This window comes from Lutibacter flavus (genome assembly GCF_900188355.1).
Classification (GTDB): Bacteria; Bacteroidota; Bacteroidia; order Flavobacteriales; family Flavobacteriaceae; genus Lutibacter; species Lutibacter flavus.
In genome coordinates, this window is record NZ_FZNX01000005.1 from 246,212 (window position 1) to 271,046 (window position 24,835).

Genomic DNA, 24,835 nt, shown 5'->3' on the forward strand with positions numbered 1-24,835 from the left:
TATAGAAGTAGAATGTCAGTTGGGTATGGTTGCAGAGGATGGAGAGGAGTATAAAAGTTTAATAAAAATAATGTTATGGCAAAACTAGAAAAAGCGCTAGAAGAGATAAAAATTTATGAGAATAATTTTAGACATCCTAATTTAGAAAAATTAGAAGTTAGCGGATTGTACGATTTATTTCCTGAAAATGGAACTGAATATAAAATTGAGAAATCTTGGCCAGAACAATGGATCTTTTGTGGTGAGTCAGGGATTTACATATTTCTTGACGAAAATTTAGAGATAGCATATATTGGTAAAGCAAACCATTTTGGAAATAGATTTGGAAGCTATTTCTCATCTGGTGTTGAAAAAAAATGCATTTTAATTCAAAACTGGAAAACAATTCCAAGGTATGTAGTTACCGTTGCAGTTCCTCTAACTTCAAAATTTGAAAATTCATCTTTAGAAGGGTATCTTCTTTCAAAAATTGTAACAACAGATAATACAGCGGAAAATAAAAGATAGAAGAAACGTAATTGAGTTAATAAACGGAACCTTTTCAATTTACTCATAATTTTTAATGACAAAAAAAGAAGCTATTGTAAAGTATATTTCAGAAATGGATATAGATATGTTATCTCTAATTTTAGAGAATGACACATCGTTTATGAATATATACAAAGAAGATTTTTTAGTAAAATTTCAAGAAATGTTTATTGAATGTAGAGAGAATAATATATATAAGTTTTCAAAAGTCATTCCGGGGGTATGTGAAGAAGATTCTGAAATCAACGGTTTGGAAGGTTATAAATTTATTACTGGTGATAAAAGAGCTTTGACATTGTTATTTGAAGAAGAGAATAATGATATAATAGAAATATATAACTGTGAAAAATTCAAGTCTTATCAAAATTGTGAAGAAACTGAACCAATTTACATTTCAGTATATGACGATGAAAAAATAGATTACATACCAACTTTTGAACACATTGCGTTAACCAATAGAATTGAAACATTTTATGCGCAATTTGAGGATTTCAAAAACTCAGTTACACTCATAGAAGATTTTGATAATTGGTACAATACGATAAAAGAAGTCTACGATAGTATTAATCTCTTCGAATATATGGATTTCAAATTTTATTTTGATTTTTCCAGCTTTGTAGTTGGTAACATGTTTGCCCATTTTATTGTGGAAAATGGAGAAATATCTAAAAAAGCATTGGAAGAGTACAAAAACATAGATAGTGAGAATGAATTTGAAATTTTAGAATGGTTATTTAAATATCAAGATGTAAGCTCAGTATTTGGTGATGAATTAAAAAAGGCTGATGATTGGGAGAAAAGAAGCCTTGTGATACATAAAGAAGAAGAATCCATTGTTTTAGATTGTTCAAAATATAGATCATCATTTAAATTTGAAGAAATCTATGATAAGCACTATGATGATCAAAAAATAAATGGAATATAAAATCAGGATTAACACAACTCACCCTAGAAAAACTACAATTCAGTAACCTTAAATTTTTTAACTGTTGTATTTGATACACTTTTGTACTGTAAATAATTACTAACATTAAAAACAACAATTATGATAACTACAAAAAACAGTACACCAACAGAGGCAAGAGAACAAGTATTTTTTTCAAATTTTAAAAATAGCAGAAGAATTCGTTGGTCATCACAAAGAAGATTTACGTATTAATTTAAATTAATAACTTGTCCTTTATTACAAGTTTTGCAGTAGTACATAAATTAACTGCAAAAAGTCCGGCTCATAAAAAAGATTGAAAAGATGTTATGTTGGTTTTTTCAATCTTTATTTTTTATAGCCTTTTAAAATTTATAAATCCAGGTTAATCACCTTGTAAATAATTTATATTAATTACTTATTAAACTATAATTTTCAATAACCCTGTTACTCCAATCATCTACTGTTCCGCTTTCATGTTTACAGTTAATTTCAGAATCAGAAACATACTGAAAATGATAAACATCTTTATTAACTGAAAGGTGTAGAATAGTAATTTGATAATTTGAAGGTGTAATTTGTTCTGTACGATTAAGATATGTTGTACTTAGTATATTGATACGCTCATTATAACTGACACTATTTGCAATAAAATCATTTTGTGTAAAGCTATAGGCTTTTGAAACAGTAACATTATTTGAATTAACAAATGTCCCTGACCAAGAACCTTGAATCCAAGAAGGGGGAGAAAAGAAGGTGTCATTGCCAACGTGAATATCACCACCAATACCACTATTAACATCTATAGAGCAAGAAATTGATAGAAGCACTATTGTAATAAATAGAAATATGTTTTTCATAATATATAACCTAAATTAATTAATGAAGTTAATTATATAGATATTTATATAAAATGAAGAATATCAATTAACTATATGATTTTAGTCATATAATTTTTAAGAATGAAATATACTTGATTAACTAAAATAGTTGCTTAGAAAAATTTCAAATTTTAAAAATAGCAGAAGAATTTGTTGGTCATCAAAAAGAAGATTTACGTATTAATTTAATAAGTCCTTCTCTTCAAGTGATTTTCTAATGCTTTTATGATTTTCCCAAAACTTGGTTTCCAGCGTATTGTATACCTCATTAAATTCGGGTAAGTCTTTAATGTTATCAATTAATGGTTCCATTTTAAAGAAAAGCAATACCCAGTATTGGAAATTATCTTCTTTTGCAAATAACTTTAAATGCTCAATTGATTTTTTTTGGTCGTTTTTATAAGCATAGTAAACAGCCAAACTTAAATTTTTGTAAATAGATTCATCATTAGTAGCATACTCAAAATAACTATTAAAAAGTTCTTCAGCTTTAGCTTGCTCACCCATTTTTGCATATACATAGCCAATTTTAGAATTCTCATGCTTATAAATACCTAATTTTTGGGTTTCGCGTATAGTTGTAAATTTATTGTAATAGGTATAAGAATTTTTATAATCTCGCATGTAATAATAAATTTTCCCAATTTCCTGCATCAAATCTAAACGAGTAGTATCTTTTTGAAACTCCTGAATTAACAATTCTTTTGTTTGTTGTAAATCTTTATTTTTTGCAAATAAAATATACGCTTTTACATATTCAGAAAATATATTTTTAGGATTGTAATCTATAGATTTATTAATATTTATAATCGCTTCTTCTATAAAACCTGTTTGTATAAATGCATTACTTATGTGTAAATAAATATAGCTGGCGGTAATGGAATCGTTCGCTGCAATATCTAATTGAGCGCCTTTTAAAGCGTATTCTAGATATTTTTGGGTATTTGGTACATAGCTGGTATAAAAATCGGACAATGTATTAATTATATATGCTGAGTTTGGACTATATTCTAATGCTTTTTCGAAATATGGAACTGCCATTTTAAATTCGGCAATATTCATATAAGAAAGCGCTTTTGCAATTAAACTTTCAGGATGTTTAGGGTCTAACAACATCGCTTTTTCAGTATACTCATTTACTAAAGCTGAATGCTTTTTTTCGGATTGAAAAAGGTCTAAATAATAATAAGCAATGGCAATATTGGCATAGGCGCGTGTAAATTTAGTATCATGTGCTATGGCTTGCTCAAAATAAGGAATGGCTTTTAGTAAGCCTTCGGTAGTTTCTTTATGAAGCTGGTCTAAACCTTTTAAAAAATAATCGTAGGCAACAGGGTTATTTGTTGGAAGTTTCTCTATTCTTTCTTTTTCTTCAGGGGTAATAATAACTTCAATTTTATCTGCAATATTTTTGGCTACGTCGTTTTGTAATTTAAAAATATCCGTTACTTTTTTGTTGTATTGTTCTGCCCATAAATGGTTATCGCTAGAAGCTTCAATTAATTGAATATTCAGTAAAATTTTATCTCCAATTTTTTGTCCGCTACCTTCAACAAAATAACTAACATTTAACTCTTTTGCTAGTTCAGGAATTGTTTTAGAACTATTTCTGTATTTTTCTACTGAAGTTCTGCTGATGACTTTTAAGTTTTCAATTTTTTGAAGATTGGTAAGGATGGATTCCATAACACCATTTATAAAATAAACATTGGTAGAATCGTTGCTATCGTTTTTAAAAGGCAACACTGCAATAGACTTTTTAGTAGTTGTTTTTTTTGAAGTATTGGGTTTGAAAATGTTAAATAAAAATGCAAAAAGTACAAAAACAAAAATAGCGGAAGTGACAATGATAGCAGTCCTTTTTTTATTCGGTTTTTTTATTTGAATTGAATTAGTTTCGGATAAATTTTTAGTGCCAACTTCGCCTGGCGGATAACCATATTGATCTTTGAAGCATTTTATAAAATAAGAAGTACTTCCAAAACCGACTTTGTATGAAACTTCAGAAACTGTAAATGAATTCTCTTTTAACAAATCCATCGCGTTTTTTAAACGCACTTGTCTTATAAATTGACTAACCGATAAGTTGTTCAGTTTTTTAATTTTTCGAAGCAAATTAGAACGACTCATTCCAATTTTAGCTGCAAGTTCTGAAACTCCAAATTGTTCATTTGAAATATTATCCTCTATGATTTGTGTAAGCTTATTTAGGAAATCATTTTCAGTGGATTGCAAATCTGACATTGTCGTTAAAATTTAAACCGAAATTAGACATTTTTTGGAAAAGATACGAATTATTAAAGTTGAATCTTTGATTGTATAAAAGCTACATTAAAAACTACTGTTTTTAGACTTTTTTTGTCACTTGCGTCATAATTTATATCGATTCATCATAGTTTACAGTGGTTTCATTAAAATTTATATAAGCTGCTTTTTTATTGATTAGTGTTGCGTCAGGGTTTAACGGAGATTTACACCATAGAAAAAAGTTAAACTTTAAAACAAATAAAAAATGAAAACACTAAAAATTAATTTAACAAATTCAGTTACAGTAACACTATTAATAGCTGCATTATGTATCAATGTTTCTTGTAAAGAAAAAAACGAAAAACCAGAGAAAGAACAAGTAGAAACTTCGGTTTCAAAAACAGAGTTGAAAGCTCCTGCAGAAGATATTTTTACAGCAACTTTTTTAGGAAACCTTAAAACTGTAGAGCAACATATAAATGCTGGTACAGATTTAAATATGAAGGATCAATATGGTTCTACACCACTTATTGCAGCAGTAACATTTGGAAAAACAGATGTTGCAAAAGCATTAATTAATGCAGGTGCAAATTTAAATTTAAAAGGTGGTGACGGTTCAACTGCTTTACATACTTCGGCTTTCTTTTGTCGTACAGAAATTGTGGAAGCTTTAATTAATGCGGGAGCTGATAAAAGTTTAAAAAACAATTATGGTTCTACAGCATTAGAAGCTGTTTTGGCCCCTTTTGAAAATGTTAAACCTATTTATGAGCAAATAAATAAAGATTTAGGTCCTATGGGTTTAAAGTTAGATTATGAGCATTTAGAAAAAACAAGACCTTTAGTTGCTAATTTATTAAAATAATAAAATTTAAAGATGTCTAATTCAATAAGAAGATACGATATAGATTGGTTAAGAGTAATTGCAATTGGGTTACTTTTAATATATCATATAACAATTGTTTTTCAACCTTGGGGTGTATTTATAGGGTTTATTCAAAGTGATCAACCTTTAAAATCCTTATGGATACCAATGTCTATGCTAAATGTTTGGAGAATTCCTTTGTTGTTTTTTGTATCAGGAATGGGAGTTTGTTTTGCAATTAAAAAAAGAAATTGGAAACAGCTATTAACAGAAAGAGCAAGAAGAATTTTGTTACCATTCATATTTGGAATCATTTTTATTGTCCCAATACATTTTCTAATCTGGCAATATTATTACAGTCAGGATGTGTCTTATATGCTAAATAGAAGTCATTTATGGTTTTTAGGGAATATATTTATGTACGTACTAATTTTGTCTCCATTGTTCTTTTATTTAAAGAGAATTGAAGGTAGTTTATTAGGGAATAGAATAAAAAAGCTATTTGGAAGCCCGTTGGGTTTTTTAATAATAATAGGAACTTTTGTTATTGAAACATTTGTTGTTAAGATGGAATCTTTTGAATTGTATGCTATGACAACTCACGGATTTGTTTTAGGGTTATTAGCCTTTTTATTTGGCTTTTTATTGATATATAGTGAAGCTTATTTTTGGAAATCAGTTCTTAAATGGAGATGGTTTTTAATAATAGTAGCCTCATTGCTATTTTCAGTTCGATTGTTTTATTTTGAGTTGGTAAATGCACCAAATTATTTAAAGGCTGTTGAGTCTTGTTTTTGGGTGTTTACAGTATTTGCGTTTGGTTATAGATATTTGAACCATCAAAGTAAAATATTAAGTTATTTAAGTGAAGCAGTGTATCCAATATATATAATTCATATGATTTTTCTTTTTTTAGGATCGTATTTAATACTGCCACTTAATATTTCAACCATTTATAAATTTATATTAATAGTTTTATTTACAGGTGCAGGGTGTTATATTTTGTATGAATTTATAATTAGAAGAATAAAATTTTTAAGACCATTTTTTGGGCTTAGAAGGCGGTAATAATTGTAAAAACAAGAGCTATATTAAAAGTAGGTCTTTTATTGATTTCATTAATTTAAAAAAATTAATACTATAACTATTCTAAAAAAGCATCTCATAATTAGATGCTTTTTTTTTATCCGCATTTGAAAATTTATTAATAAAACATTTTATCAAACTTTATGAATAACCTTTCAATGCGTTAAACCAAAATACGATTATTAACTTTTAACCATAAGAGAACACCTTCTTTGTAATTTATAGGTGGTTTGTTTTTTAGATTCTCTCATTCAAGTTTTCGACTCTAATAGACTTCCAAAAGTCTTGATAAGCAAACATTAAATCCTTGGACATGTCCATCCATTTTACTTGTCCGCTCTGGATCGCCATTCTTAATTTTCTGAACTTCTCTTTTGTTAAGGGTAATTTCATTTTTTTTAAATCTAGTGTTTTCATGATAAAATATTATTAAGTTTAATTTCTATAAATAGAACCAACACACAATTTAATTTCTGATTAGGTAAAGCTTTATTGCCTCAAATAATTCTGCCAAGTTTATGATAATTTAATAAATCAACCGATTATTAATTTAACTTATTGCAGAAATTGTGCTTGGGAAACCGACTGGAGTTTTTAAGTTTTCGGTTTTTAATTATTGTTTAAGATAACAATTATTTTTTGGAAATGCAAATTTAGCAATTGCTGAGCGGTATTCAAGACCCTGTTTTTTTCATTATCTAGGAATTTGGATTGGTGAGATCCTGTTATTGTTAGCGACTTTTTTTTTCAATCATTAAAATATTGTTCTAATATCTAATAAAGGAAAAGTTGATGTTTATATAACAAAAGAATACCACTACTGAAGGAAGGATTTATTAGTAATGGTATTCCTGGAATTTGTTACCACTCTTGGATAGATTCCGAGAGGATAACAAAAAAAAATTGCTTCTTAAAGATAAGAGTTTATCAGTTATAAAACAATTAAATTGTTTATTTTTTTAAATAGACATAGAAAGAATTTTAAAAAAGTTTATAACTTTATTTTAAATGACTGATAAAACTATATTTCCGTTTTTTAAAGAATCTAGAGATTAAATAGAGCTATCAAATTCGTTTGTTGATTCTTTATGCAGTCGTTTTTCAAAATCAATTTCTCGTTCTTCTTGCTCAAAATTATGAAATGCGTCCTTTAATTCTTTTGGGAAGTTAATCCATTTTAATTCTCCAAGTTTCAATCCTTTTCTTAATGCATCATAGGATTGCTTTGATAAAGGATAGCTTATATTAAGTAGATGTTTAGCTTTCATAATTCAATCATTTTTAATTAGTAGTATTCTTTTTCATAAATACATTTTTAAAATCTCACTTCTGGATAAACTTTTTAGCCTTCTTATAGATTTATCTTTTATTTGTCGAACACGCTCTCTTGTTAAATGAAGATTTTTCGCAATTTCTTCTAAAGTCATGATTTCTGTATTTCCCAAACCAAAACATAGTTGAATAACATCAGCCTCTCTAGGTCTTAAGGTTTTCAAAACACGTTTGATATCAATTTTTAACGATTCGTGTAACAGTTCTTTATCTGGATTTGGAAATTTCCCAAAATTTAAAACATCATAAAGATTTGAATTTTCACCTTTAATTAGTGGAGCATCTAAAGATGAATGCCTTCCTGAATTTTTTAAAGATATTTTAATTTCACTTAAAGTCATATCTAATTTTTCTGAAATTTCTTCAAGCGAAGGAGGCCTTTCATTTTCTTGCTCCAAATACGCATACATTTTGTTTATTTTATTAATTGAACCAATTTTATTAAGAGGTAGCCTAATTATGCGAGATTGTTCTGCTAAGGCTTGTAAAATTGATTGTCGTATCCACCATACTGCGTATGAAATAAACTTAAAACCACGTGTTTCATCAAAACGTTTTGCTGCTTTTATCAAACCTAAATTTCCTTCATTTATTAAATCAGTAAGTGCTAATCCTTGATTTTGATACTGTTTCGCTACTGAAACAACAAAGCGTAAGTTTGCTTTAGTTAGTTTTTCCAGAGCAACTGGATCTCCTTTTTTTATTCGCTGCGCTAACTTAACTTCTGTTTCAGGATTTATTAGGTCAACTTTTGCAATTTCCTGTAGGTATTTATCTAATGATGCAGCTTCTCTATTTGTGAGCTGTTTAGAAATTTTAAGTTGTCTCATTTTATAATATTAATATTCTACGATAAAATTAGGATTGAAGTGTAAGGGGAGAAATTGTAACTTTCAAAAAAAGGAATTATATATTTGAAATACTATGAGAATAATCAATATAATTAATGATTCTTATCAGTTATTATGTTCAATTTTAATGATATAGTTCGGGTGAACTATCAAGATTTTTGTTTAATTGTTAATTTTTGAATTGAAAAAGCCTTTCAAAATTGAAAGGCTTTTTCAATTCAATTTAAACAAAATTATTAATGGAAAGTATTACTTAAAAAAAGAGGGGTTGTTGGTTTAGCTACAATAATTTTCTAAAAATTCTTCAAAAGACATAGGTTGAAGATTTCGAAAACTGTAATGGTTTAAATAAGTTTTGTAATCTTTTAATGCGGTTTGATTAATACCTTGTTCGGCATAAACATTTTGTGGGGAAATAGAGTTCATGATAATAGAATTTGGGGTTGACTTAATTCGACTAAATACTAATATGAGATAAAACTACAAATTAATTTATTAAAATCCAAATAAAATTACCATTTATTGTTGAAAAACAACCATTTAGGTGGAATTTCGAGCCATTTATATTGTTTTTCAAATATTTTCGGAATGGAGCTTTATCCATTAATATTTTAGTTTAATTATTTTTAGAATTGAAATTACTACTTATTTATGAGCTATATTTATTTCTTTAGAAGATGCATATAATGTTAGTTTGAAGTGCAATCTAAGTTTCCTTAAAAGAGGTTGGTAATCAATATTAATTGGTTATTTTTGCTTAGTTGTTGAATTTTAAATAATATTATGAAGGGAATTATATTGGCAGGTGGGTCTGGAACACGTTTATATCCAATTACAAAAGGTACTTCAAAACAATTATTGGCTATCTATGATAAGCCAATGATTTATTACCCGCTTTCAATTTTAATGCTTTCAGGAATAACAGAGGTTTTAATAATTTCAACACCTCAGGATTTGCCAAATTTCAAAAAATTATTAGGAGATGGAAATTCAATTGGAATGCAGTTTTCTTATATAGAACAGCCGAGACCAGAAGGTTTGGCCCAAGCGTTTATTTTAGGTGAAGATTTTATAGGAAATGATGATGTTTGTTTAATTCTAGGTGATAATATTTTTTATGGTGCTGGTATAGAAAAGCTTTTAAGTGAAGCCGTTCATACTGCAACTATTCAAAAAAAGGCTTCGGTTTTTGGTTATTATGTGCAAGACCCAGAGAGATATGGAGTTGCAGAATTTGATAAAAACAAAAATGTTTTAAGTATTGAAGAAAAACCAATACATCCAAAAAGTAATTATGCTGTTGTAGGGTTGTATTTTTATCCAAATAGCGTTGTTGAAATAGCAAAGAATATTAAGCCAAGTAAGCGTGGTGAGTTAGAAATAACTACGGTTAATCAAAGGTATTTAGAGCAAAATAATTTAAAGATGGAACTTCTCGGAAGAGGTTATGCCTGGTTAGATACTGGTACGGAAGATTCATTGTTAGAAGCTTCAAATTTTATTCAAACTATAGAAAAGCGTCAAGGTTTAAAAATTGCTTGTATCGAAGAAATTGCATTTGAAAAAGGTTATATTAAAAAGGAACAATTGCTCTTTTTAGCAGAAGAATATAAAAATAATAGTTACGGGCAGTATTTGTTGCGTATAGCAAACTCAAAATAATTTGGAATTTATAAGAACTGAAATACCCGATGTGGTACTATGCAAACCAACCATTTATAATGATGAACGTGGTTATTTTTATGAAGTTTTTAAAAAAGAAAGCTTCGAAAAAAATGTGGGTTATTCAGTAAATTTTTGTCAGGATAATGAGGCAAAGTCATCAAAAGGTGTTTTGAGAGGTCTGCATTATCAATTGCCACCATATGCACAATCTAAATTGGTTAGAGTTATAAAAGGTAAGGTTTTAGATGTGGTTGTTGATATTAGAAAAGAATCAGCAACATTTGGAAAATCGGTGGTGGTTGAGCTAAGTGAAGAGAATAAATACCAACTTTTTGTTCCTCAGGGTTTTGCTCACGGTTACCTGACTTTAACTGATGACACTATATTTTGTTATAAAGTGGATAATTATTACAATAAAGAATCGGAAAGAGGAATTATATATAATGATAAAAATTTAAATATTGATTGGCATTATCCTTTGAACGAATTAATTATTTCTGAAAAAGATAAAATACAGCCAACTTTTAAAAATGCTGATTTGTTTGAACCAAATTTTAAAATGAATGATTAATATTTTAGTCACAGGTTCAAACGGACAACTAGGTAACGCCATAAAAGAATTGGAAAATGAGTATTCAAGTTATCATTTGATTTTTACAGATAAAAAAGAATTAGACATTTCAAAATTTGATGAAGTTCAAGAATTTGTTTTAAAAAACAAAATTCAAGTTATTATAAATTGTGCAGCATATACCAATGTGGATAAAGCGGAAGATGAACTTGATTTGGCGAATGAAATAAATTATTTAGCGGTTGAGAATTTAGGATTTGTTGCAAAAAAGAATGGTATAAAACTAATTCATATTTCCACAGATTATGTTTTTGATGGCAGTTCTGAAATCCCTTATGTGGAAAATGATAAAACAAATCCTAAAAACAACTATGGATTTACTAAATTAAAAGGAGAAGAAGCTTTAATAGCAATAAACCCAGAGAATTCTATTATAATACGAACCTCATGGTTGTACTCTTTGTACGGACACAATTTTGTAAAAACAATGTTAAAATTGTTTAAAGAAAAGGAAGTGATTTCGGTTGTTTCCGATCAAATTGGCTCTCCAACAAATGCAGATGATTTAGCCAAGGTAATTTTACAAATTATTCCGGCAATTAAAAATAAAGGAATTGAAATTTATCATTTTGCAAATGAAGGAAAATGTAGTTGGTTTGAATTTGCTCAGGAAATATTAAAAAATTCTGATGCTAATTGTAAAATAGCACCAATTTCATCAAAGGAATTTAAATCAAAAGCATTAAGACCAAAATACAGTTTATTAAATACTGAAAAAATAAAAAAGACGTTTAAAATTGAGATTCTAAATTGGAAAGAATCTTTGAAACGATGTTTAATTAAAACAGAAGAAATATGAATTCTATATTAGTAACCGGCGGAGCTGGATTTATTGGCTCTAACTTAGTTGAATATCTAGTTGATAAATATCCAGATTATAAAATTGTTGTTGTGGATTCTCTAACGTATGCAGGGGATGTTGAAAATTTGGATTCAGTGAAAAATTCTAAAAATTTCACTTTTGTAAATGGTGATATTTGCGATAGAGATTTAATGGAGCGAGTTTTTCAACATTATATTGTTCATGGGGTTATTCATTTAGCAGCAGAATCGCACGTTGATAATTCAATAAGTGGACCAGGTATTTTTATAGAAACCAATGTAAAAGGTACGTTTACTTTAATAGATGTTGCTTATAAATATTGGATGGAAAAACCTTTTGTTTTTAAATCTGGTTTTGAAAATTCTCGATTTTTACATGTGTCTACAGATGAGGTCTATGGAACTTTAGGAGAAACAGGATTGTTTACAGAAACGACACCGTATGCACCTAATTCGCCATACAGCGCTTCTAAAGCAAGTAGCGATTTAATTGTTCGTAGTTATTTTCATACCTATGGAATGAACACGGTAATTACAAATTGTTCTAATAATTACGGTCCAAATCAACATGATGAAAAGCTAATTCCAACAGTAATTAGAAAAGCATTGGCAGGTGAGGCAATTCCAATTTATGGAGATGGAAAAAATATTAGAGATTGGTTGTACGTAACGGATCATTGTTTGGGAATTGATTTAGCATTTCATAATGGTAAAGGTGGAGAAGTGTATAATATTGGTGGTAAAAATGAACGGGATAATAATTACATTGCCAATAAAATATGTGAATTGTTAGATACACTAGTTCCAAAAGAAGAGAGCTACAAAGATCAAATCACCTATGTTGAAGATAGAGCAGGACATGATTATAGGTATGCAATAGATGCCAGTAAAATTGAAAATGAATTGGGATGGCAAGCAGCAGAAAATTTTGAGACTGGAATCTTAAAAACAGTTGAGTGGTATATTAAAAAGTATAAAGGTTAAATAATAACTTAATTAGTTAACTTTTGTGATTAAAGAATTGAATAATGAAGGGTGAGTTTATAAAAAACAGTAAAATTTTAGTAACAGGTGGTGCAGGTTTTATTGGTTCTAATTTATGTGAATCATTGTTGGAATTGGATAACACTGTAGTTTGTTTGGATAATTTTGCAACAGGTAAAAGAGAGAATATTCAACATTTATTAAAGCATCCAAAATTTCAACTATTGGAAGGCGATATTAGAATACTTAATAATTGTAAAAATGCCTGTGATGGTGTAGAATTTGTGTTGCATCAGGCAGCATTAGGTTCTGTTCCTCGCTCCATTGAAGATCCAATTACAACGAACGATGTAAATAATTCTGGGTTTTTAAATATGCTGGTAGCGGCTAGAGATGCTAAGGTTAAAAGGTTTATATATGCTGCAAGCTCATCAACTTATGGAGATTCAGAGGGACTTCCAAAAGTAGAAGATGTAATTGGAAAGCCATTATCTCCATATGCAATTACTAAATATGTAAATGAATTGTATGCAGATATTTTTCAAAGAACATATGGATTAGATACTATTGGTTTAAGATATTTCAATGTATTTGGAAGAAAACAGGATCCAAATGGAGCTTATGCTGCGGTTATTCCCAAATTTGTAATGCAGTTTATGAAATATGAATCTCCCGTTATAAATGGTGATGGTGAATTTTCAAGAGATTTTACGTATATAGATAATGTAATTCAAATGAATTTATTGGCTATAAGTACCACAAATAAAAATGCTGTAAATCAGGTTTACAATGTTGCTTTTGGCGAAAGAACAACTTTAAATGAATTGGTGTCAACGTTACGACTTAAATTATCTAATTTTGATGAAAGAATAGCCAATGTGAAAATTAAATATGGACCAACCAGAGTTGGAGATATTCCCCACTCATTAGCTTCAATAGAAAAAGCAAAAAAATTATTAGGTTACAATCCGGAATTTTCAATTGAACAGGGTCTTGAGGCTGCTGTAAATTGGTATTGGGATAATTTATAATTATTTATTGATGAAAGATAAAATTAAAATAGCAATAGTTGGATTGGGGTATGTAGGTTTACCTTTAGCCAGACTATTTGCTACTAAATATAATGTTATAGGTTTTGATATTAATCAACAGCGAGTTGAAGAACTTAAAAAAGGAATTGATAGTACCTTAGAAGTTGAAAATGAGGTATTAGAAAATGTCTTGATAGATGCACCAAATGCTGAAAAGGGATTATTTTGTACTACCTTATTAGAAGAAATAAGAAATTGTAATTACTATATTATTACAGTTCCAACCCCGGTTGATAAAAATAACAAACCAGATTTAACTCCACTTGTTAAATCCAGTGAATCTGTTGGAAGTGTTTTAAAGAAAAATGACATTGTTATATACGAATCCACAGTATATCCTGGCGCAACGGAAGAAGTTTGTATTCCAATTTTGGAAAAGGCTTCGAGATTAAAATATAATAAAGATTTTTTTGCAGGGTATTCACCAGAACGAATTAACCCAGGAGATAAAGAACATACAGTAGAGAAAATATTAAAAGTAACCTCAGGTTCAACACTTGAAATTGGCGAAAAAGTAAATGATTTATATGCTTCAGTAATTACTGCAGGTACGCATTTAGCTCCATCTATTAAAGTTGCAGAAGCAGCAAAAGTTATCGAAAATTCACAACGTGATATTAACATTGCTTTTGTAAACGAATTGGCAAAAATATTCAATTTATTAAATATTGATACACAAGCGGTATTGGAAGCAGCAGGTACAAAATGGAACTTTTTACCATTTAAGCCAGGGTTGGTTGGTGGACATTGTATAGGTGTTGATCCCTATTATTTAGCCCAAAAAGCGCAGGAAGTAGGTTATCACCCAGAAATTATTCTAGCCGGAAGAAGAATGAATGATAGTATGGGAAATTATGTAGCTTCTGAAGTTGTAAAGTTATTGGTTCAGCAAGATATAAAAGTTAAAAACGCACGGGTTTTAGTGTTGGGAATTACTTTTAAAGAAAATTGTCCGGATGTAAGAAATACCAAGGTGGTGGATGTTATTGAAAATTTAAAAGAATTTGGAACTGAAGTTACCATTTTCGATCCCTGGGCAAATACTTCAGAAGTAAAAAGGGAATATAATTTAGAAACTTTAAGAAATATGCCTCAAAATAAATATGATGCTATTGTGTTAGCAGTTTCACATAAAGAATTTTTGGAAATAGATTTTATAAAACATTTGAACCCAAAAGGAGTGATTTATGATGTAAAAGGATTTTTAAATTGTAAAGTGCAAGGGAAATTGTAAGAACTAAGACTAAGAACTAAGACTAAGATTAAGAACTAAGACAAAAACTAAGACAAAAACTAAGACTTTGAATTATTAGAATGCGGTTTTAGTAAAATATAAAAAAAGCTATGAGGAATTTTAGAGAGTATGATGTTTGGATTGATGCTATGACATTAGTAAATTTAATTTATGACATTGTAGGTGATTTTCCAAAAGATGAGAGATTTGCACTGATTTCGCAAATAACACGTTCTGCGGTTTCAATTCCTTCAAATATAGCTGAATGAGCTTCTAGAAATTCTGAAAAGGATTTCGGTAGATTTTTAGAAATAAGTTTAGGATCTGCCTATGAATTAGAAACACAATTAAGAATAGCCGAAAATAGAAGATATATTGAAAAAGATAATTCAGAAAAATATTAATAGAAATAATAAGTTTACAAAAAAGAATAAGTGCATTCAGAAATAGTTTGGTGAAGAAGAACTAAGACTAGAAGCTAAAAACTAAGACAAAAAATTAAATAAAAAAAGTCTTCGTTATAGTCATCGTTTTAGTTTAATAGAAATAAGAAAGTCTTCGTCAATGTCATCGTTTTAGTATTATATAATAAAGTAACATGAAAATAGTAGTTATAGGAACCGGATATGTTGGATTAGTATCAGGAACTTGTTTTGCCGAAATGGGAAATAAAGTTATTTGTGTTGATAACAATATTGAGAAAATTGAAAATCTTAAGAAAGGTATTTTACCAATTTTTGAGCCCGGTTTAGAGCCTTTAGTAATAAAAAATGTGGAACGTGGAACTTTGCAGTTTACCACCAATTTAAAGGATGCATTAAATGTTTCTGAAATTGTTTTTATTGCCGTTGGAACTCCAATGGGCGATGATGGTTCAGCAGACTTGCAATATGTGTTAGATGTGGCTGCAAGTATTGGGAAATCAATGCAAAAAAGGTTGGTAATTGTTGATAAATCTACAGTGCCAGTAGGAACAGCTGATAAAGTAAAAGCAACAATTCAAAAAGAATTAGATAAAAGAGGTGTTGCAATTGAATTTGATATGGTTTCAAATCCGGAATTTTTAAAAGAAGGTGCTGCCATTAACGATTTTATGAAACCTGACAGGGTTGTAATTGGAGCTGAAAGTGATTTTGCTCTTGAGAAAATGAAGCAGTTATACACCCCATTTTGTATGTCGCGCGAGCGTTTTATTGAAATGGATATTCGTTCTGCTGAGATGACAAAATATGCAGCAAATGCAATGCTAGCAACTAAAATTTCATTTATGAATGAGATTGCCAATATTTGTGAAAAAGTTGGTGCAGATGCTAATCAGGTGAGAATTGGAATAGGATCAGATTCCAGAATAGGGTACGGATTTATTTATCCAGGCTGTGGTTATGGGGGTTCTTGTTTTCCTAAAGATGTAAAAGCGCTAAAGAAAATAGCAGAAGATTACAATTACAATGCAAAATTAATAACCTCCGTTGAGGAAGTAAACGATGCGCAAAAATTAGTAATTGCACATAAAATAGTAGCGAAATTCGGCGAAGATTTAACAGGTAAAACATTTGGTATTTGGGGGCTGGCTTTTAAACCGGGAACAGATGATATGCGAGAAGCCCCAGCAATTTATATAATTAATGAATTGGTAAAAAGAGGCGCTAAAATTCAGGCATACGATCCAAAAGCAATGGAAGAAGCAAAAGTTTGTTATTTAAAGGATGTTGAAAACATTACCTATGTTAATTCTAAATACGAGGCACTAAACAATGCAGATGCGATGTTATTATTAACAGAATGGAAAGAATTTAGATCACCGGACTTTGAAGAAATAAAAGAGAAGTTAAAAGCGCCAGTTATTTTTGATGGTAGAAATCAGTATAATATTTTTAACTTGGAGGAAAAAGGATTTGAGTATTATCAGATTGGTAAAAACTAAAACTAAGACTAAAAACTAAGACTAAGACTAAGACTAAGAACTAAGACTAAGAACTAAGACTAAGAACTAAAACTAAAACTAAAACAATGAACTAAGGACTTGGATTAAAACTGAAAATAATTACTTGGAGGGCTAATTAATAAAGTATTCCTATATGAAATAGTTTTAGTAAAAAAGAGAAAGTCTTAGTTATCGTCTTCGTTTTAGTTTAAACAAATAAAACAATGAAAAATTTCGCATTAATAGGTGCAAGTGGTTATATAGCACCACGACATATGAAAGCCATAAAAGAAACCAATAATAATTTGGTGGCTGCTTTAGATAAATTTGACAGTGTTGGTATTATAGATAGTTTTTTTCCAAATGCAGATTTTTTTACTGAATTTGAGCGTTTTGATCGTCATATTTCTAAATTAAAATATGAACAATGTAAAAAGTTGGATTATGTAAGTATTTGTACTCCAAATTATTTACACGATGCACATATTCGTTTTGCACTAAGACAAGGTGCAGATGCTATTTGTGAAAAACCTTTGGTGTTGAACCCTTGGAATATTGATGCTTTGGCTCAAATTGAAAAAGAAACAGGAAAAAAAGTTTATAATATTTTACAATTAAGAGTGCATCCAAGTATTATTGCTCTTAAAGAAAAAATTGCAAACGGACCGAAAGATAAAATGTATGATGTTGATTTAACCTATTTAACATCAAGAGGGCATTGGTACTATACATCTTGGAAAGGTGATGTTTCAAAATCTGGTGGAATTGCAAGTAATATTGGAGTGCATTTTTTTGATATGCTCTCCTGGATTTTTGGTGATTTAAAACAAAATGTAGTTCATGTAAATACCCACGATCGTTCGGCAGGTTATTTAGAATTTGAAAGAGCCAGAGTACGTTGGTTTTTATCAATTAATTACGACGTGCTTCCTGAAGAAATAAAAGCAAAAGGACAAACAACCTATCGCTCTATTACTATTGAAGGTGAAGAATTAGAATTTAGTGGAGGTTTTACCGATTTACATACGGTTTCTTATCAGGAAATTTTAAAAGGAAATGGTTATGGATTAGAAGCTCCACGCCAGGCAATAGAAATAGTACATGAAATTCGTCATGCAGAACCAATTGGAGCTAAAGGAGATTTTCATCCTTTTGTAAAAAAACCGTTGGCGAAGCATCCGTTTAATAGATAGATTTAAATGTTAGAGAATAATTTAGAAATTGCAATTAGAGCTTCAATTGAAGCTGGTAAAAAAATAATGGATGTTTACAATTCAGAGTTTGATTATGAAATAAAAGAAGATAATTCACCACTAACGGAAGCAGATAAAAAAGCAAATGATATTATTAATTCATATTTAATACCAACAGAAATTCCTATTATTAGTGAAGAAAATAAACAATTAGAATATTCAGAAAGAAAAAACTGGAAGTTGTGTTGGATTGTAGATCCTTTAGATGGGACTAAAGAATTTATCAAAAGAAATGGCGAATTCACAGTAAATATTGCATTGGTAAATAATGGTAAACCTGTTTTAGGAGTAATATATGTACCTGTAACAAAAGAATTATATGTTGGAAATGTCCCAGATAAAACTACGTTTAAAGTTTTAGTAGAAGATAGTTCCTGGAGTTTAAATGAAATAATTACTAAAAGCACTCCGCTAAAAAAGCATGATACTTCTAAAAAAATAATAAGATTGGTTGGCAGTCGTTCACATATGAGTGATGAAACCCTTGCTTTTATGGAAAAGCTTAAATCTGATAATAAAAAAGAATTGAAAATTATATCAAAAGGAAGTTCTTTAAAGTTTTGTATCATAGCCGAAGATTTGGCGGATGTATACCCAAGATTTGCACCCACAATGGAGTGGGATACCGCAGCAGGGCAAGCAATTTGTAATGCGATTGGAATTAAAGTAATGGCACTTGATACAAAAAAAGAATTGAGTTATAATAAAGAAAATTTGTTAAACCCTTGGTTTGTTTGTAATTATGATTGAAAATTCTAAAAAGAAACATATTTTAAAACCATTTCATGGAGGTTGTTGGCTACTTTTACCACTATTATTTTAGCATGGATAATATCTGGTAATCCTATGATTGGCCTTGCAGTTGGTGGTTGGGAATATTTTCTGAAAATGATATTGTATTATTTACATGAAAGAGCATGGTATAAAATTGTATTTAAAAAATGAGTGACACAAATATAAAAAAACATCATTTTAAAGTAACCAGAAAAGAGAGGCAACAGTTAAATGGGCATAATTCTTTTTTAATTTGGGTTACTGGTTTGTCTGGTTCAGGAAAATCTACCATAGCAAATGGACTGGAAGAACATTTACATCAGCAAGGAATTAGAACCTATGTGTTAGATGGGGATAATATTAGGCATGGCATCAATCAAAATTTAACATTTAGTCCAGAAGATCGTTCAGAGAATATTAGAAGAATTGGAGAAATATCCAAGCTTTTTATTGATGCTGGTTGTGTAGTTATTGGAGCTTTTATTTCACCTTATCAAAAAGATAGACAAGAAGTGAAAAGAATGGTTGGTTCTTCAAACTTTGTGGAAGTTTTTGTAAATACATCTCTTGAAGAGTGTGAAAGACGTGATGTAAAAGGATTGTATAAAAAAGCAAGAAGTGGTGAAATTCCAAATTTTACAGGAATCAACGCTCCTTATGAAGTGCCCGAAAATGCAGATATTGAAATAAAAACAGAAAGTGAAGGTATAGAGGATGCTATAGCTAAAATAGCGAATCATATAAAAAAGAAATTAACAATAAATGAGTAAGTATTATTTAAGTTATTTAGAAGAATTAGAAAGCGAAGCCATTTTTGTATTACGAGAGGTTTGGGCGCAGTTTCAAAACCCTGTAATATTATTTTCGGGAGGAAAAGATTCAATTGTAGTAGCTCATTTAGCAAAAAAAGCATTCTATCCGGCTAAAATTCCATTTTCGTTAATGCATGTAGATACTGGGCATAATTTTTCTGAAACAATTAAGTTTAGAGATGATTTAGTGAATGAATATGGGGCAAATTTAATTGTTGGTTCGGTACAACAGGCTATTGATGATGGGAGAGTTTCAGAAGAACGAGGTAAAAATGCAACTAGAAATGAATTGCAAATAACAACGCTGCTAGATGCAATTGAACACAACAAAGTAGATTGCGCCATTGGAGGTGGAAGGCGTGATGAGGAAAAATCAAGAGCAAAAGAACGTTTTTTTTCACATAGAGATGAGTTTGGACAATGGGACCCAAAAAATCAGCGTCCGGAATTATGGAATATTTTTAATGGAAATCATTTTCAAGGTGAACATTTTAGAGTTTTTCCTATAAGTAATTGGACAGAAATGGATGTTTGGAATTATATAGCAAAAGAAAATATTAAAATTCCATCATTATATTTTGCACATGAAAGAGAAGTAGTTTGGAAAAACGATTCTTGGATTCCGAATTCAGAATACCTCATTTTAGATGAACATGATAAAATTGAACTAAAAAAAGTTCGATTTAGAACTTTGGGAGATATTACAATTACAGGTGGTATAGAATCTGATGCGGATACAGTTGAGAAAATAGCACTGGAAGTTGCAGCAATGAGAAAAACAGAAAGGGGAAACAGAACAGATGATAAAAGATCTGAAAGCTCTATGGAAGACAGAAAAAGACAAGGGTATTTTTAATATAGCACACACCTTTTGAATGTCACACTGAGCCTGTCGAAGTGTGAAATTAAATTTTAAAGACTAAAAATGACAATAGATAAAAATCAATTATTAAGATTTACAACCGCAGGTAGTGTAGATGATGGAAAAAGCACCTTAATAGGCCGTTTGTTGTACGATTCAAAATCAATTTTTGAAGACCAATTAGATGCTATAGAAACGACGAGTAAACGCAGAGGTCATGAGGGCGTTGATTTGGCATTGTTTACGGACGGGTTACGAGATGAAAGAGAACAAGGAATTACCATTGATGTAGCCTACAGATATTTTACAACACCTAAACGAAAATTTATAATTGCAGATACACCTGGTCATATACAATATACAAGAAATATGGTTACAGGTGCATCCACTGCAAATGCGGCAATTATTTTAATTGATGCCAGACATGGAGTAATTGAACAAACTAAACGGCATTCGTTTATTGCATCGTTATTACAAATTCCACATATTATTGTGTGTATAAATAAAATGGATTTAGTGGATTATAAAGAAGCACGTTTTAATGAGATTATGGCAGATTATGAAGAAATAGCTTCAAAAATGTTGATAAAAGATGTGCGTTACATTCCAATTAGCGCTTTAAATGGAGACAATGTGGTTAATAAATCTCAAAATATGGATTGGTACCATGGAGCGCCTTTATTACATGTATTAGAAACCTTACACATTAGTAGTGATATTAATAAAATAGATGGTCGTTTTCCTGTGCAAACTGTTATTAGACCACAAAATGAAGCACATAGAGATTATAGAGGGTATGCTGGTAGAATTGCAAGCGGTATTTTTAAACCAGGACAAGAAATAGTTGTATTACCATCTGGTTTTACATCTGTAATTAAATCTATTGATACATTCTCAGGTAATGTGCAGGAAGCTTTCGCACCAATGTCGGTAGTCATAACTTTAGAAGATGATATTGATGTAAGTAGAGGAGATTTAATTGCTAAAAAAAATAATATGCCAGAAGTTTCTCAGGATATTGATCTAATGCTATGTTGGTTTAATAATTTACCAGCAAAACCAAGAGCCAAATATAAAATACAACATACCTCAAATGAGCAAAAAGCAATGATAAAGGAGGTAGTTTATAAAGTAAATATTGATACCTATGAGCGCGATAAAGTGGATAAAGAATTAACAATGAATGCTATTTGTAGGGTAAAAATAAGAACCACTAAGCCATTAATGATTGATTCTTATAGAACAAATAGAACCACAGGAAGTATTATATTAATTGATGATGCTACCAATGAAACTGTAGCAGCTGGAATGATTGTGTAGTGGCAGTTCGTGTGCAGTGATCAGCGGAGAAAGGGAATATAAAAAGTCTTCGACAAGTTCAGACTGACTGATGAACACATTGTCACACTGAGCCTGTCGAGGTGTTAGCCTTTATTGTGATTACTAGAACGGTAGAAGAGGTAATTGATTTTAAGAGCTTGAGATAACCTGAAGATTATATGTGAGTAGTATGACTATTAACAAACAAAAAAATAAAACAACAATAACAATAATTTGAGCCAATTAAAACAAAAAGCTTTATCAGGGATATTTTGGTCTGGACTTCAGCAATTCGGAAAACAAGGTATTGGCTTTATAGTGTCTATTGTTTTGGCACGTTTGTTATTGCCAGAAGAATTTGGGCTCATTGCTATGATTGGTATATTTATGGGCATAGGAGCCTCATTAATGGATGCTGGGTTGGGTTCCTCTCTAATAAGGACCGAAAATCCAACGCAGGAAGATTATTCTACAGTGTTTTATTACAATTTAATTGGAAGTGTTGCAATGTATGTGTTGCTATTTGCAACAGCGCCCCTGATAGCTGATTTTTACAATCAAGAAATTTTGATTTCTATTATTAGGTGGTATGGCATTATTTTTATTATCAATGCTTTTGCAATGATTCAAAATACAAGATTGACCAAGCTTATGGATTTTAAAACTCAAATGCAAATATATCTTCCTTCAACCATTATTGGTGGGTTGGTTGGTATTATAATGGCCTATTTAGGCTATGGAGTTTGGAGTTTGGTGTATATGGCAATAATACAAGCGATTGCCAGTACCTTGCAATTATGGTTTTATTCTAAATGGAAACCTAGTTGGGTATTTAATAAATATAAATTTAAACACCATTTTAAGTATGGCTATAAATTAACATTATCTGGGTTGTTAGATGTTGTTTTTGTAAATGCTTATACCATTATTATTGGTAAGTTTTTTGCCCCAGCACAAGTAGGTTTTTATAATAGAGCCAATAGTTTAAAGCAATTGCCTGTTACTAATATTTCAGCAGTTTTAAATAAGGTTACCTTTCCCTTATTTGCTGAAATCAAGGATGATACAGTCCGTTTAAAAAGTGTATATAAAAGAATTATGCAAATGGTAATTTTTCTTGTTGCTCCTGTTTTGCTAATAATGGCTGCGCTAGCAGAACCTTTATTTCGTTTCTTATTTACAGAAAAGTGGTTACCTGCTGTGCCTTATTTTCAAATACTGTGTTGGAACGGTATTTTGTACCCTATACATGCTTACAATTTAACTATTTTAAATGTAAAAGGGCGAAGCGATTTGTTTTTAAAATTAGAAATTGTTAAAAAAATAATGATAGTATTAGTAGTTGTTGTTTCCTTTCAATTTGGTATTTATGGTTTGTTGTATGGCGCAGTATTTACATCAGTTGTTGGGTTTTTAATCAATACTCATTATTCAGGAAAGTATTTAAACTATCCTGCCTTGGAACAAACTAAAGATTTATTACCTATTATTTTTATGGCTTTTATTGCAAGCGCATTTGTATATTTTGAGGAGCTTTTTTTTAAGGATAAAATAAACTATGATGCCATTCGTTTGCTTATTGGAGGTTTGTTAGGCGGAGGAATTTACTTACTTTTAGCGGCCCTATTTAAAATGAATTCGTTAACAGAATTAAAAAATATAATTAGAAAAAGATGATTAATGTAACCAAAGCCTTTTTTCCGCCTATAGAGGAATATCAGTTACAATTGCAGCGTATTTGGAAAAACCAATGGCTAACAAACCGAGGCGAGCTAGTACGTGAGTTAGAAGATGATTTAAAAGGGTATTTAGGTGTTAAGCATGTAGTTTGTATGAATAATGGCACCATACCATTACAAATAGCATTAAAGGTTTTAGGAAATAGAGGGGAAATAATAACCACTCCATTTAGTTATGTAGCCTCAACATCAGTCATTGTTTGGGAAAATTGCACTCCGGTTTTTGTAGATATTCATCCAGAATATTTAACTATTGATGAAACGAAGATTGAAGACGCTATCACCCCAAAAACCACGGCCATTTTAGCTACACATGTTTTTGGAAACCCTTGCCATGTAGAAGCCATTGAAGCCATTGCCAACAAACACCAGTTAAAAGTAATTTACGATGCTGCACATTCTTTTGGAGTAACCTATAAGGGAAATTCATTATTTAATTATGGAGATGTAAGTACCTGTAGTTTTCATGCTACTAAAATATTTCATACCGGTGAAGGCGGTGCCTTATTTTGTAACAATAAAGCACTCTTTGATCAATTGTATTTCAGCCATAATTTTGGACATAAAAGTGCTACCGAATTTTATGGACTGGGAATTAATGGGAAACTTTCCGAGTTACAAGCAGCTATGGGTTTGGCTGTATTACCATACATGAAACAAATTTCAGAAGGTAGAAAAAAAGTGGTGGCGTATTATAATAAAAACCTTGATTTTTCTAATTTAAAAACAATGAAATTGAGGGAAAATTCAGACTGGAATTATAGTTACTATCCAGTGTTGTTTGAAACTGAGGAAGTTTTATTAAAAGTGCAAAAAACATTAAACGAGTCTCAAATATTTCCAAGACGTTATTTTTACCCTTCCTTAAATACCTTAAATTATGCAGGTAAACAAAAAATGCCGGTTTCTGAAAGTATAGCAGCTAGAGTGTTGTGTTTACCTTTATTTCCAGATCTTAATTTAGATGAATTAAAAAAAATAATTGATATTATAAACACCAATATTTAAT

At 30.0% G+C, this 24,835-nt stretch carries 24 protein-coding genes and 1 pseudogene; 20 read left to right on the top strand and 5 right to left on the bottom strand.

Going from position 1 to position 24,835, the window contains the following annotated elements; genetic code table 11:
- Window positions 1-75 precede the first annotated feature (75 nt).
- Together CHB63_RS14295 and CHB63_RS14300 are read left to right on the top strand one after the other, a co-directional pair.
- Window positions 76-507 carry a GIY-YIG nuclease family protein gene (locus CHB63_RS14295; RefSeq protein WP_089379160.1) on the top strand — a complete coding sequence of 144 codons (432 nt, stop codon included), beginning with the start codon at window positions 76-78 and terminating at the stop codon, window positions 505-507.
- A 55-nt stretch (window positions 508-562) separates the two neighbouring features.
- Window positions 563-1,453 carry a hypothetical protein gene (locus tag CHB63_RS14300; protein WP_089379161.1) on the top strand — a complete coding sequence of 297 codons (891 nt, stop codon included), beginning with the start codon at window positions 563-565 and terminating at the stop codon, window positions 1,451-1,453.
- A 410-nt stretch (window positions 1,454-1,863) separates the two neighbouring features.
- On the opposite strand, the gene CHB63_RS14305 is transcribed toward CHB63_RS14300, so the two are convergent.
- Together CHB63_RS14305 and CHB63_RS14310 are read right to left on the bottom strand one after the other, a co-directional pair.
- On the bottom strand, window positions 1,864-2,313 hold the full coding sequence (locus CHB63_RS14305; RefSeq protein WP_089379162.1) for a hypothetical protein: 450 nt from the start codon (window positions 2,311-2,313) through the stop codon (window positions 1,864-1,866).
- Between the two features lie 201 nt (window positions 2,314-2,514).
- Window positions 2,515-4,578 carry a helix-turn-helix domain-containing protein gene (locus CHB63_RS14310; RefSeq protein ID WP_089379163.1) on the bottom strand — a complete coding sequence of 688 codons (2,064 nt, stop codon included), beginning with the start codon at window positions 4,576-4,578 and terminating at the stop codon, window positions 2,515-2,517.
- Window positions 4,579-4,846: 268 nt separating this feature from the next.
- Between CHB63_RS14310 and CHB63_RS14315 the strand changes: the two genes are divergently transcribed.
- Together CHB63_RS14315 and CHB63_RS14320 are read left to right on the top strand one after the other, a co-directional pair.
- Window positions 4,847-5,446, top strand: a complete 600-nt coding sequence (locus CHB63_RS14315; protein ID WP_089379164.1) for an ankyrin repeat domain-containing protein — start codon at window positions 4,847-4,849, stop codon at window positions 5,444-5,446.
- A gap of 12 nt (window positions 5,447-5,458) precedes the next feature.
- Window positions 5,459-6,514 (top strand): acyltransferase family protein, encoded by a 1,056-nt coding sequence (locus CHB63_RS14320; protein WP_089379165.1) that lies wholly within the window; start codon window positions 5,459-5,461, stop codon window positions 6,512-6,514.
- Between the two features lie 1,070 nt (window positions 6,515-7,584).
- Here the strand turns inward: CHB63_RS14320 and CHB63_RS14330 are convergent.
- From CHB63_RS14330 to CHB63_RS17205, 3 genes are all read right to left on the bottom strand, one after another.
- Window positions 7,585-7,800 carry a hypothetical protein gene (locus CHB63_RS14330; RefSeq protein ID WP_089379167.1) on the bottom strand — a complete coding sequence of 72 codons (216 nt, stop codon included), beginning with the start codon at window positions 7,798-7,800 and terminating at the stop codon, window positions 7,585-7,587.
- Window positions 7,801-7,833: 33 nt separating this feature from the next.
- Window positions 7,834-8,694: a sigma-70 family RNA polymerase sigma factor gene (locus CHB63_RS14335; protein ID WP_089379168.1), complete on the bottom strand. Its 861-nt coding sequence runs from the start codon at window positions 8,692-8,694 to the stop codon at window positions 7,834-7,836.
- 297 nt (window positions 8,695-8,991) lie between these two features.
- A complete protein-coding gene (locus CHB63_RS17205) occupies window positions 8,992-9,141 on the bottom strand; it encodes a hypothetical protein (RefSeq protein WP_176420395.1) in 150 nt (49 codons plus the stop codon).
- Between the two features lie 357 nt (window positions 9,142-9,498).
- Between CHB63_RS17205 and rfbA the strand changes: the two genes are divergently transcribed.
- From rfbA to CHB63_RS14415, 16 genes and pseudogenes are all read left to right on the top strand, one after another.
- Window positions 9,499-10,377, top strand: a complete 879-nt coding sequence (rfbA, locus tag CHB63_RS14340) for a glucose-1-phosphate thymidylyltransferase RfbA (RefSeq protein ID WP_089379169.1) — start codon at window positions 9,499-9,501, stop codon at window positions 10,375-10,377.
- 1 nt (window position 10,378) lies between these two features.
- Window positions 10,379-10,951 (top strand): dTDP-4-dehydrorhamnose 3,5-epimerase, encoded by a 573-nt coding sequence (rfbC, locus tag CHB63_RS14345; protein ID WP_089379170.1) that lies wholly within the window; start codon window positions 10,379-10,381, stop codon window positions 10,949-10,951.
- Complete coding sequence (gene rfbD / locus CHB63_RS14350) at window positions 10,944-11,810, top strand: dTDP-4-dehydrorhamnose reductase (RefSeq protein ID WP_089379171.1); 867 nt, start codon at window positions 10,944-10,946, stop codon at window positions 11,808-11,810. Before rfbC ends, rfbD begins: the two co-directional genes overlap by 8 nt.
- A complete protein-coding gene (rfbB, locus tag CHB63_RS14355) occupies window positions 11,807-12,817 on the top strand; it encodes a dTDP-glucose 4,6-dehydratase (protein ID WP_089379172.1) in 1,011 nt (336 codons plus the stop codon). The genes rfbD and rfbB overlap by 4 nt, the downstream gene beginning before the upstream one ends.
- A 44-nt stretch (window positions 12,818-12,861) precedes the next feature.
- Window positions 12,862-13,848 carry an SDR family oxidoreductase gene (locus CHB63_RS14360; protein WP_089379173.1) on the top strand — a complete coding sequence of 329 codons (987 nt, stop codon included), beginning with the start codon at window positions 12,862-12,864 and terminating at the stop codon, window positions 13,846-13,848.
- Window positions 13,849-13,858: 10 nt separating this feature from the next.
- The gene (locus tag CHB63_RS14365; protein ID WP_089379174.1) at window positions 13,859-15,142 is read left to right on the top strand and encodes a nucleotide sugar dehydrogenase; all 1,284 of its coding nucleotides are present in this window, start codon (window positions 13,859-13,861) and stop codon (window positions 15,140-15,142) included.
- A 149-nt stretch (window positions 15,143-15,291) separates the two neighbouring features.
- Window positions 15,292-15,546 (top strand): annotated as a pseudogene (locus CHB63_RS14370) (four helix bundle protein).
- Window positions 15,547-15,740: 194 nt separating this feature from the next.
- Window positions 15,741-17,066 (top strand): UDP-glucose dehydrogenase family protein, encoded by a 1,326-nt coding sequence (locus tag CHB63_RS14375; protein WP_089379175.1) that lies wholly within the window; start codon window positions 15,741-15,743, stop codon window positions 17,064-17,066.
- A gap of 224 nt (window positions 17,067-17,290) precedes the next feature.
- Complete coding sequence (locus CHB63_RS14380) at window positions 17,291-18,259, top strand: Gfo/Idh/MocA family protein (RefSeq protein ID WP_089379176.1); 969 nt, start codon at window positions 17,291-17,293, stop codon at window positions 18,257-18,259.
- A 6-nt stretch (window positions 18,260-18,265) separates the two neighbouring features.
- A complete protein-coding gene (gene cysQ / locus CHB63_RS14385) occupies window positions 18,266-19,069 on the top strand; it encodes a 3'(2'),5'-bisphosphate nucleotidase CysQ (RefSeq protein WP_089379177.1) in 804 nt (267 codons plus the stop codon).
- A 45-nt stretch (window positions 19,070-19,114) separates the two neighbouring features.
- Window positions 19,115-19,264 carry a DUF2061 domain-containing protein gene (locus CHB63_RS14390; RefSeq protein WP_245857010.1) on the top strand — a complete coding sequence of 50 codons (150 nt, stop codon included), beginning with the start codon at window positions 19,115-19,117 and terminating at the stop codon, window positions 19,262-19,264.
- Window positions 19,261-19,863, top strand: coding sequence for an adenylyl-sulfate kinase (cysC, locus tag CHB63_RS14395; protein WP_089379179.1), 603 nt, complete (start codon window positions 19,261-19,263; stop codon window positions 19,861-19,863). The genes CHB63_RS14390 and cysC overlap by 4 nt, the downstream gene beginning before the upstream one ends.
- Window positions 19,856-20,761, top strand: coding sequence for a sulfate adenylyltransferase subunit CysD (gene cysD, locus CHB63_RS14400; protein WP_089379180.1), 906 nt, complete (start codon window positions 19,856-19,858; stop codon window positions 20,759-20,761). The genes cysC and cysD overlap by 8 nt, the downstream gene beginning before the upstream one ends.
- A 69-nt stretch (window positions 20,762-20,830) precedes the next feature.
- A complete protein-coding gene (locus tag CHB63_RS14405) occupies window positions 20,831-22,087 on the top strand; it encodes a sulfate adenylyltransferase subunit 1 (protein ID WP_089379181.1) in 1,257 nt (418 codons plus the stop codon).
- A 234-nt stretch (window positions 22,088-22,321) separates the two neighbouring features.
- Entirely contained in the window at window positions 22,322-23,764 is a 1,443-nt protein-coding gene (locus CHB63_RS14410; protein WP_089379182.1) for a lipopolysaccharide biosynthesis protein, read from the top strand.
- Window positions 23,761-24,834 carry a DegT/DnrJ/EryC1/StrS family aminotransferase gene (locus tag CHB63_RS14415; RefSeq protein ID WP_089379183.1) on the top strand — a complete coding sequence of 358 codons (1,074 nt, stop codon included), beginning with the start codon at window positions 23,761-23,763 and terminating at the stop codon, window positions 24,832-24,834. The genes CHB63_RS14410 and CHB63_RS14415 overlap by 4 nt, the downstream gene beginning before the upstream one ends.
- The last annotated feature ends 1 nt before the right edge of the window (window position 24,835 follow it).

Excerpts from the sequence above, each read along its gene's own strand:
- CHB63_RS14295 (WP_089379160.1), top strand. The coding sequence starts at position 76 with ATGGCAAAACTAGAAAAAGCGCTAGAAGAGATAAAAATTTATGAGAAT.
- CHB63_RS14300 (WP_089379161.1), top strand. The coding sequence starts at position 563 with ATGACAAAAAAAGAAGCTATTGTAAAGTATATTTCAGAAATGGATATA.
- CHB63_RS14305 (WP_089379162.1), bottom strand. The coding sequence starts at position 2,313 with ATGAAAAACATATTTCTATTTATTACAATAGTGCTTCTATCAATTTCT.
- CHB63_RS14310 (WP_089379163.1), bottom strand. The coding sequence starts at position 4,578 with ATGTCAGATTTGCAATCCACTGAAAATGATTTCCTAAATAAGCTTACA.
- CHB63_RS14315 (WP_089379164.1), top strand. The coding sequence starts at position 4,847 with ATGAAAACACTAAAAATTAATTTAACAAATTCAGTTACAGTAACACTA.
- CHB63_RS14320 (WP_089379165.1), top strand. The coding sequence starts at position 5,459 with ATGTCTAATTCAATAAGAAGATACGATATAGATTGGTTAAGAGTAATT.
- CHB63_RS14330 (WP_089379167.1), bottom strand. The coding sequence starts at position 7,800 with ATGAAAGCTAAACATCTACTTAATATAAGCTATCCTTTATCAAAGCAA.
- CHB63_RS14335 (WP_089379168.1), bottom strand. The coding sequence starts at position 8,694 with ATGAGACAACTTAAAATTTCTAAACAGCTCACAAATAGAGAAGCTGCA.
- CHB63_RS17205 (WP_176420395.1), bottom strand. The coding sequence starts at position 9,141 with ATGAACTCTATTTCCCCACAAAATGTTTATGCCGAACAAGGTATTAAT.
- rfbA (WP_089379169.1), top strand. The coding sequence starts at position 9,499 with ATGAAGGGAATTATATTGGCAGGTGGGTCTGGAACACGTTTATATCCA.
- rfbD (WP_089379171.1), top strand. The coding sequence starts at position 10,944 with ATGATTAATATTTTAGTCACAGGTTCAAACGGACAACTAGGTAACGCC.
- rfbB (WP_089379172.1), top strand. The coding sequence starts at position 11,807 with ATGAATTCTATATTAGTAACCGGCGGAGCTGGATTTATTGGCTCTAAC.
- CHB63_RS14360 (WP_089379173.1), top strand. The coding sequence starts at position 12,862 with ATGAAGGGTGAGTTTATAAAAAACAGTAAAATTTTAGTAACAGGTGGT.
- CHB63_RS14365 (WP_089379174.1), top strand. The coding sequence starts at position 13,859 with ATGAAAGATAAAATTAAAATAGCAATAGTTGGATTGGGGTATGTAGGT.
- CHB63_RS14375 (WP_089379175.1), top strand. The coding sequence starts at position 15,741 with ATGAAAATAGTAGTTATAGGAACCGGATATGTTGGATTAGTATCAGGA.
- CHB63_RS14380 (WP_089379176.1), top strand. The coding sequence starts at position 17,291 with ATGAAAAATTTCGCATTAATAGGTGCAAGTGGTTATATAGCACCACGA.
- cysQ (WP_089379177.1), top strand. The coding sequence starts at position 18,266 with ATGTTAGAGAATAATTTAGAAATTGCAATTAGAGCTTCAATTGAAGCT.
- cysC (WP_089379179.1), top strand. The coding sequence starts at position 19,261 with ATGAGTGACACAAATATAAAAAAACATCATTTTAAAGTAACCAGAAAA.
- cysD (WP_089379180.1), top strand. The coding sequence starts at position 19,856 with ATGAGTAAGTATTATTTAAGTTATTTAGAAGAATTAGAAAGCGAAGCC.
- CHB63_RS14405 (WP_089379181.1), top strand. The coding sequence starts at position 20,831 with ATGACAATAGATAAAAATCAATTATTAAGATTTACAACCGCAGGTAGT.
- CHB63_RS14415 (WP_089379183.1), top strand. The coding sequence starts at position 23,761 with ATGATTAATGTAACCAAAGCCTTTTTTCCGCCTATAGAGGAATATCAG.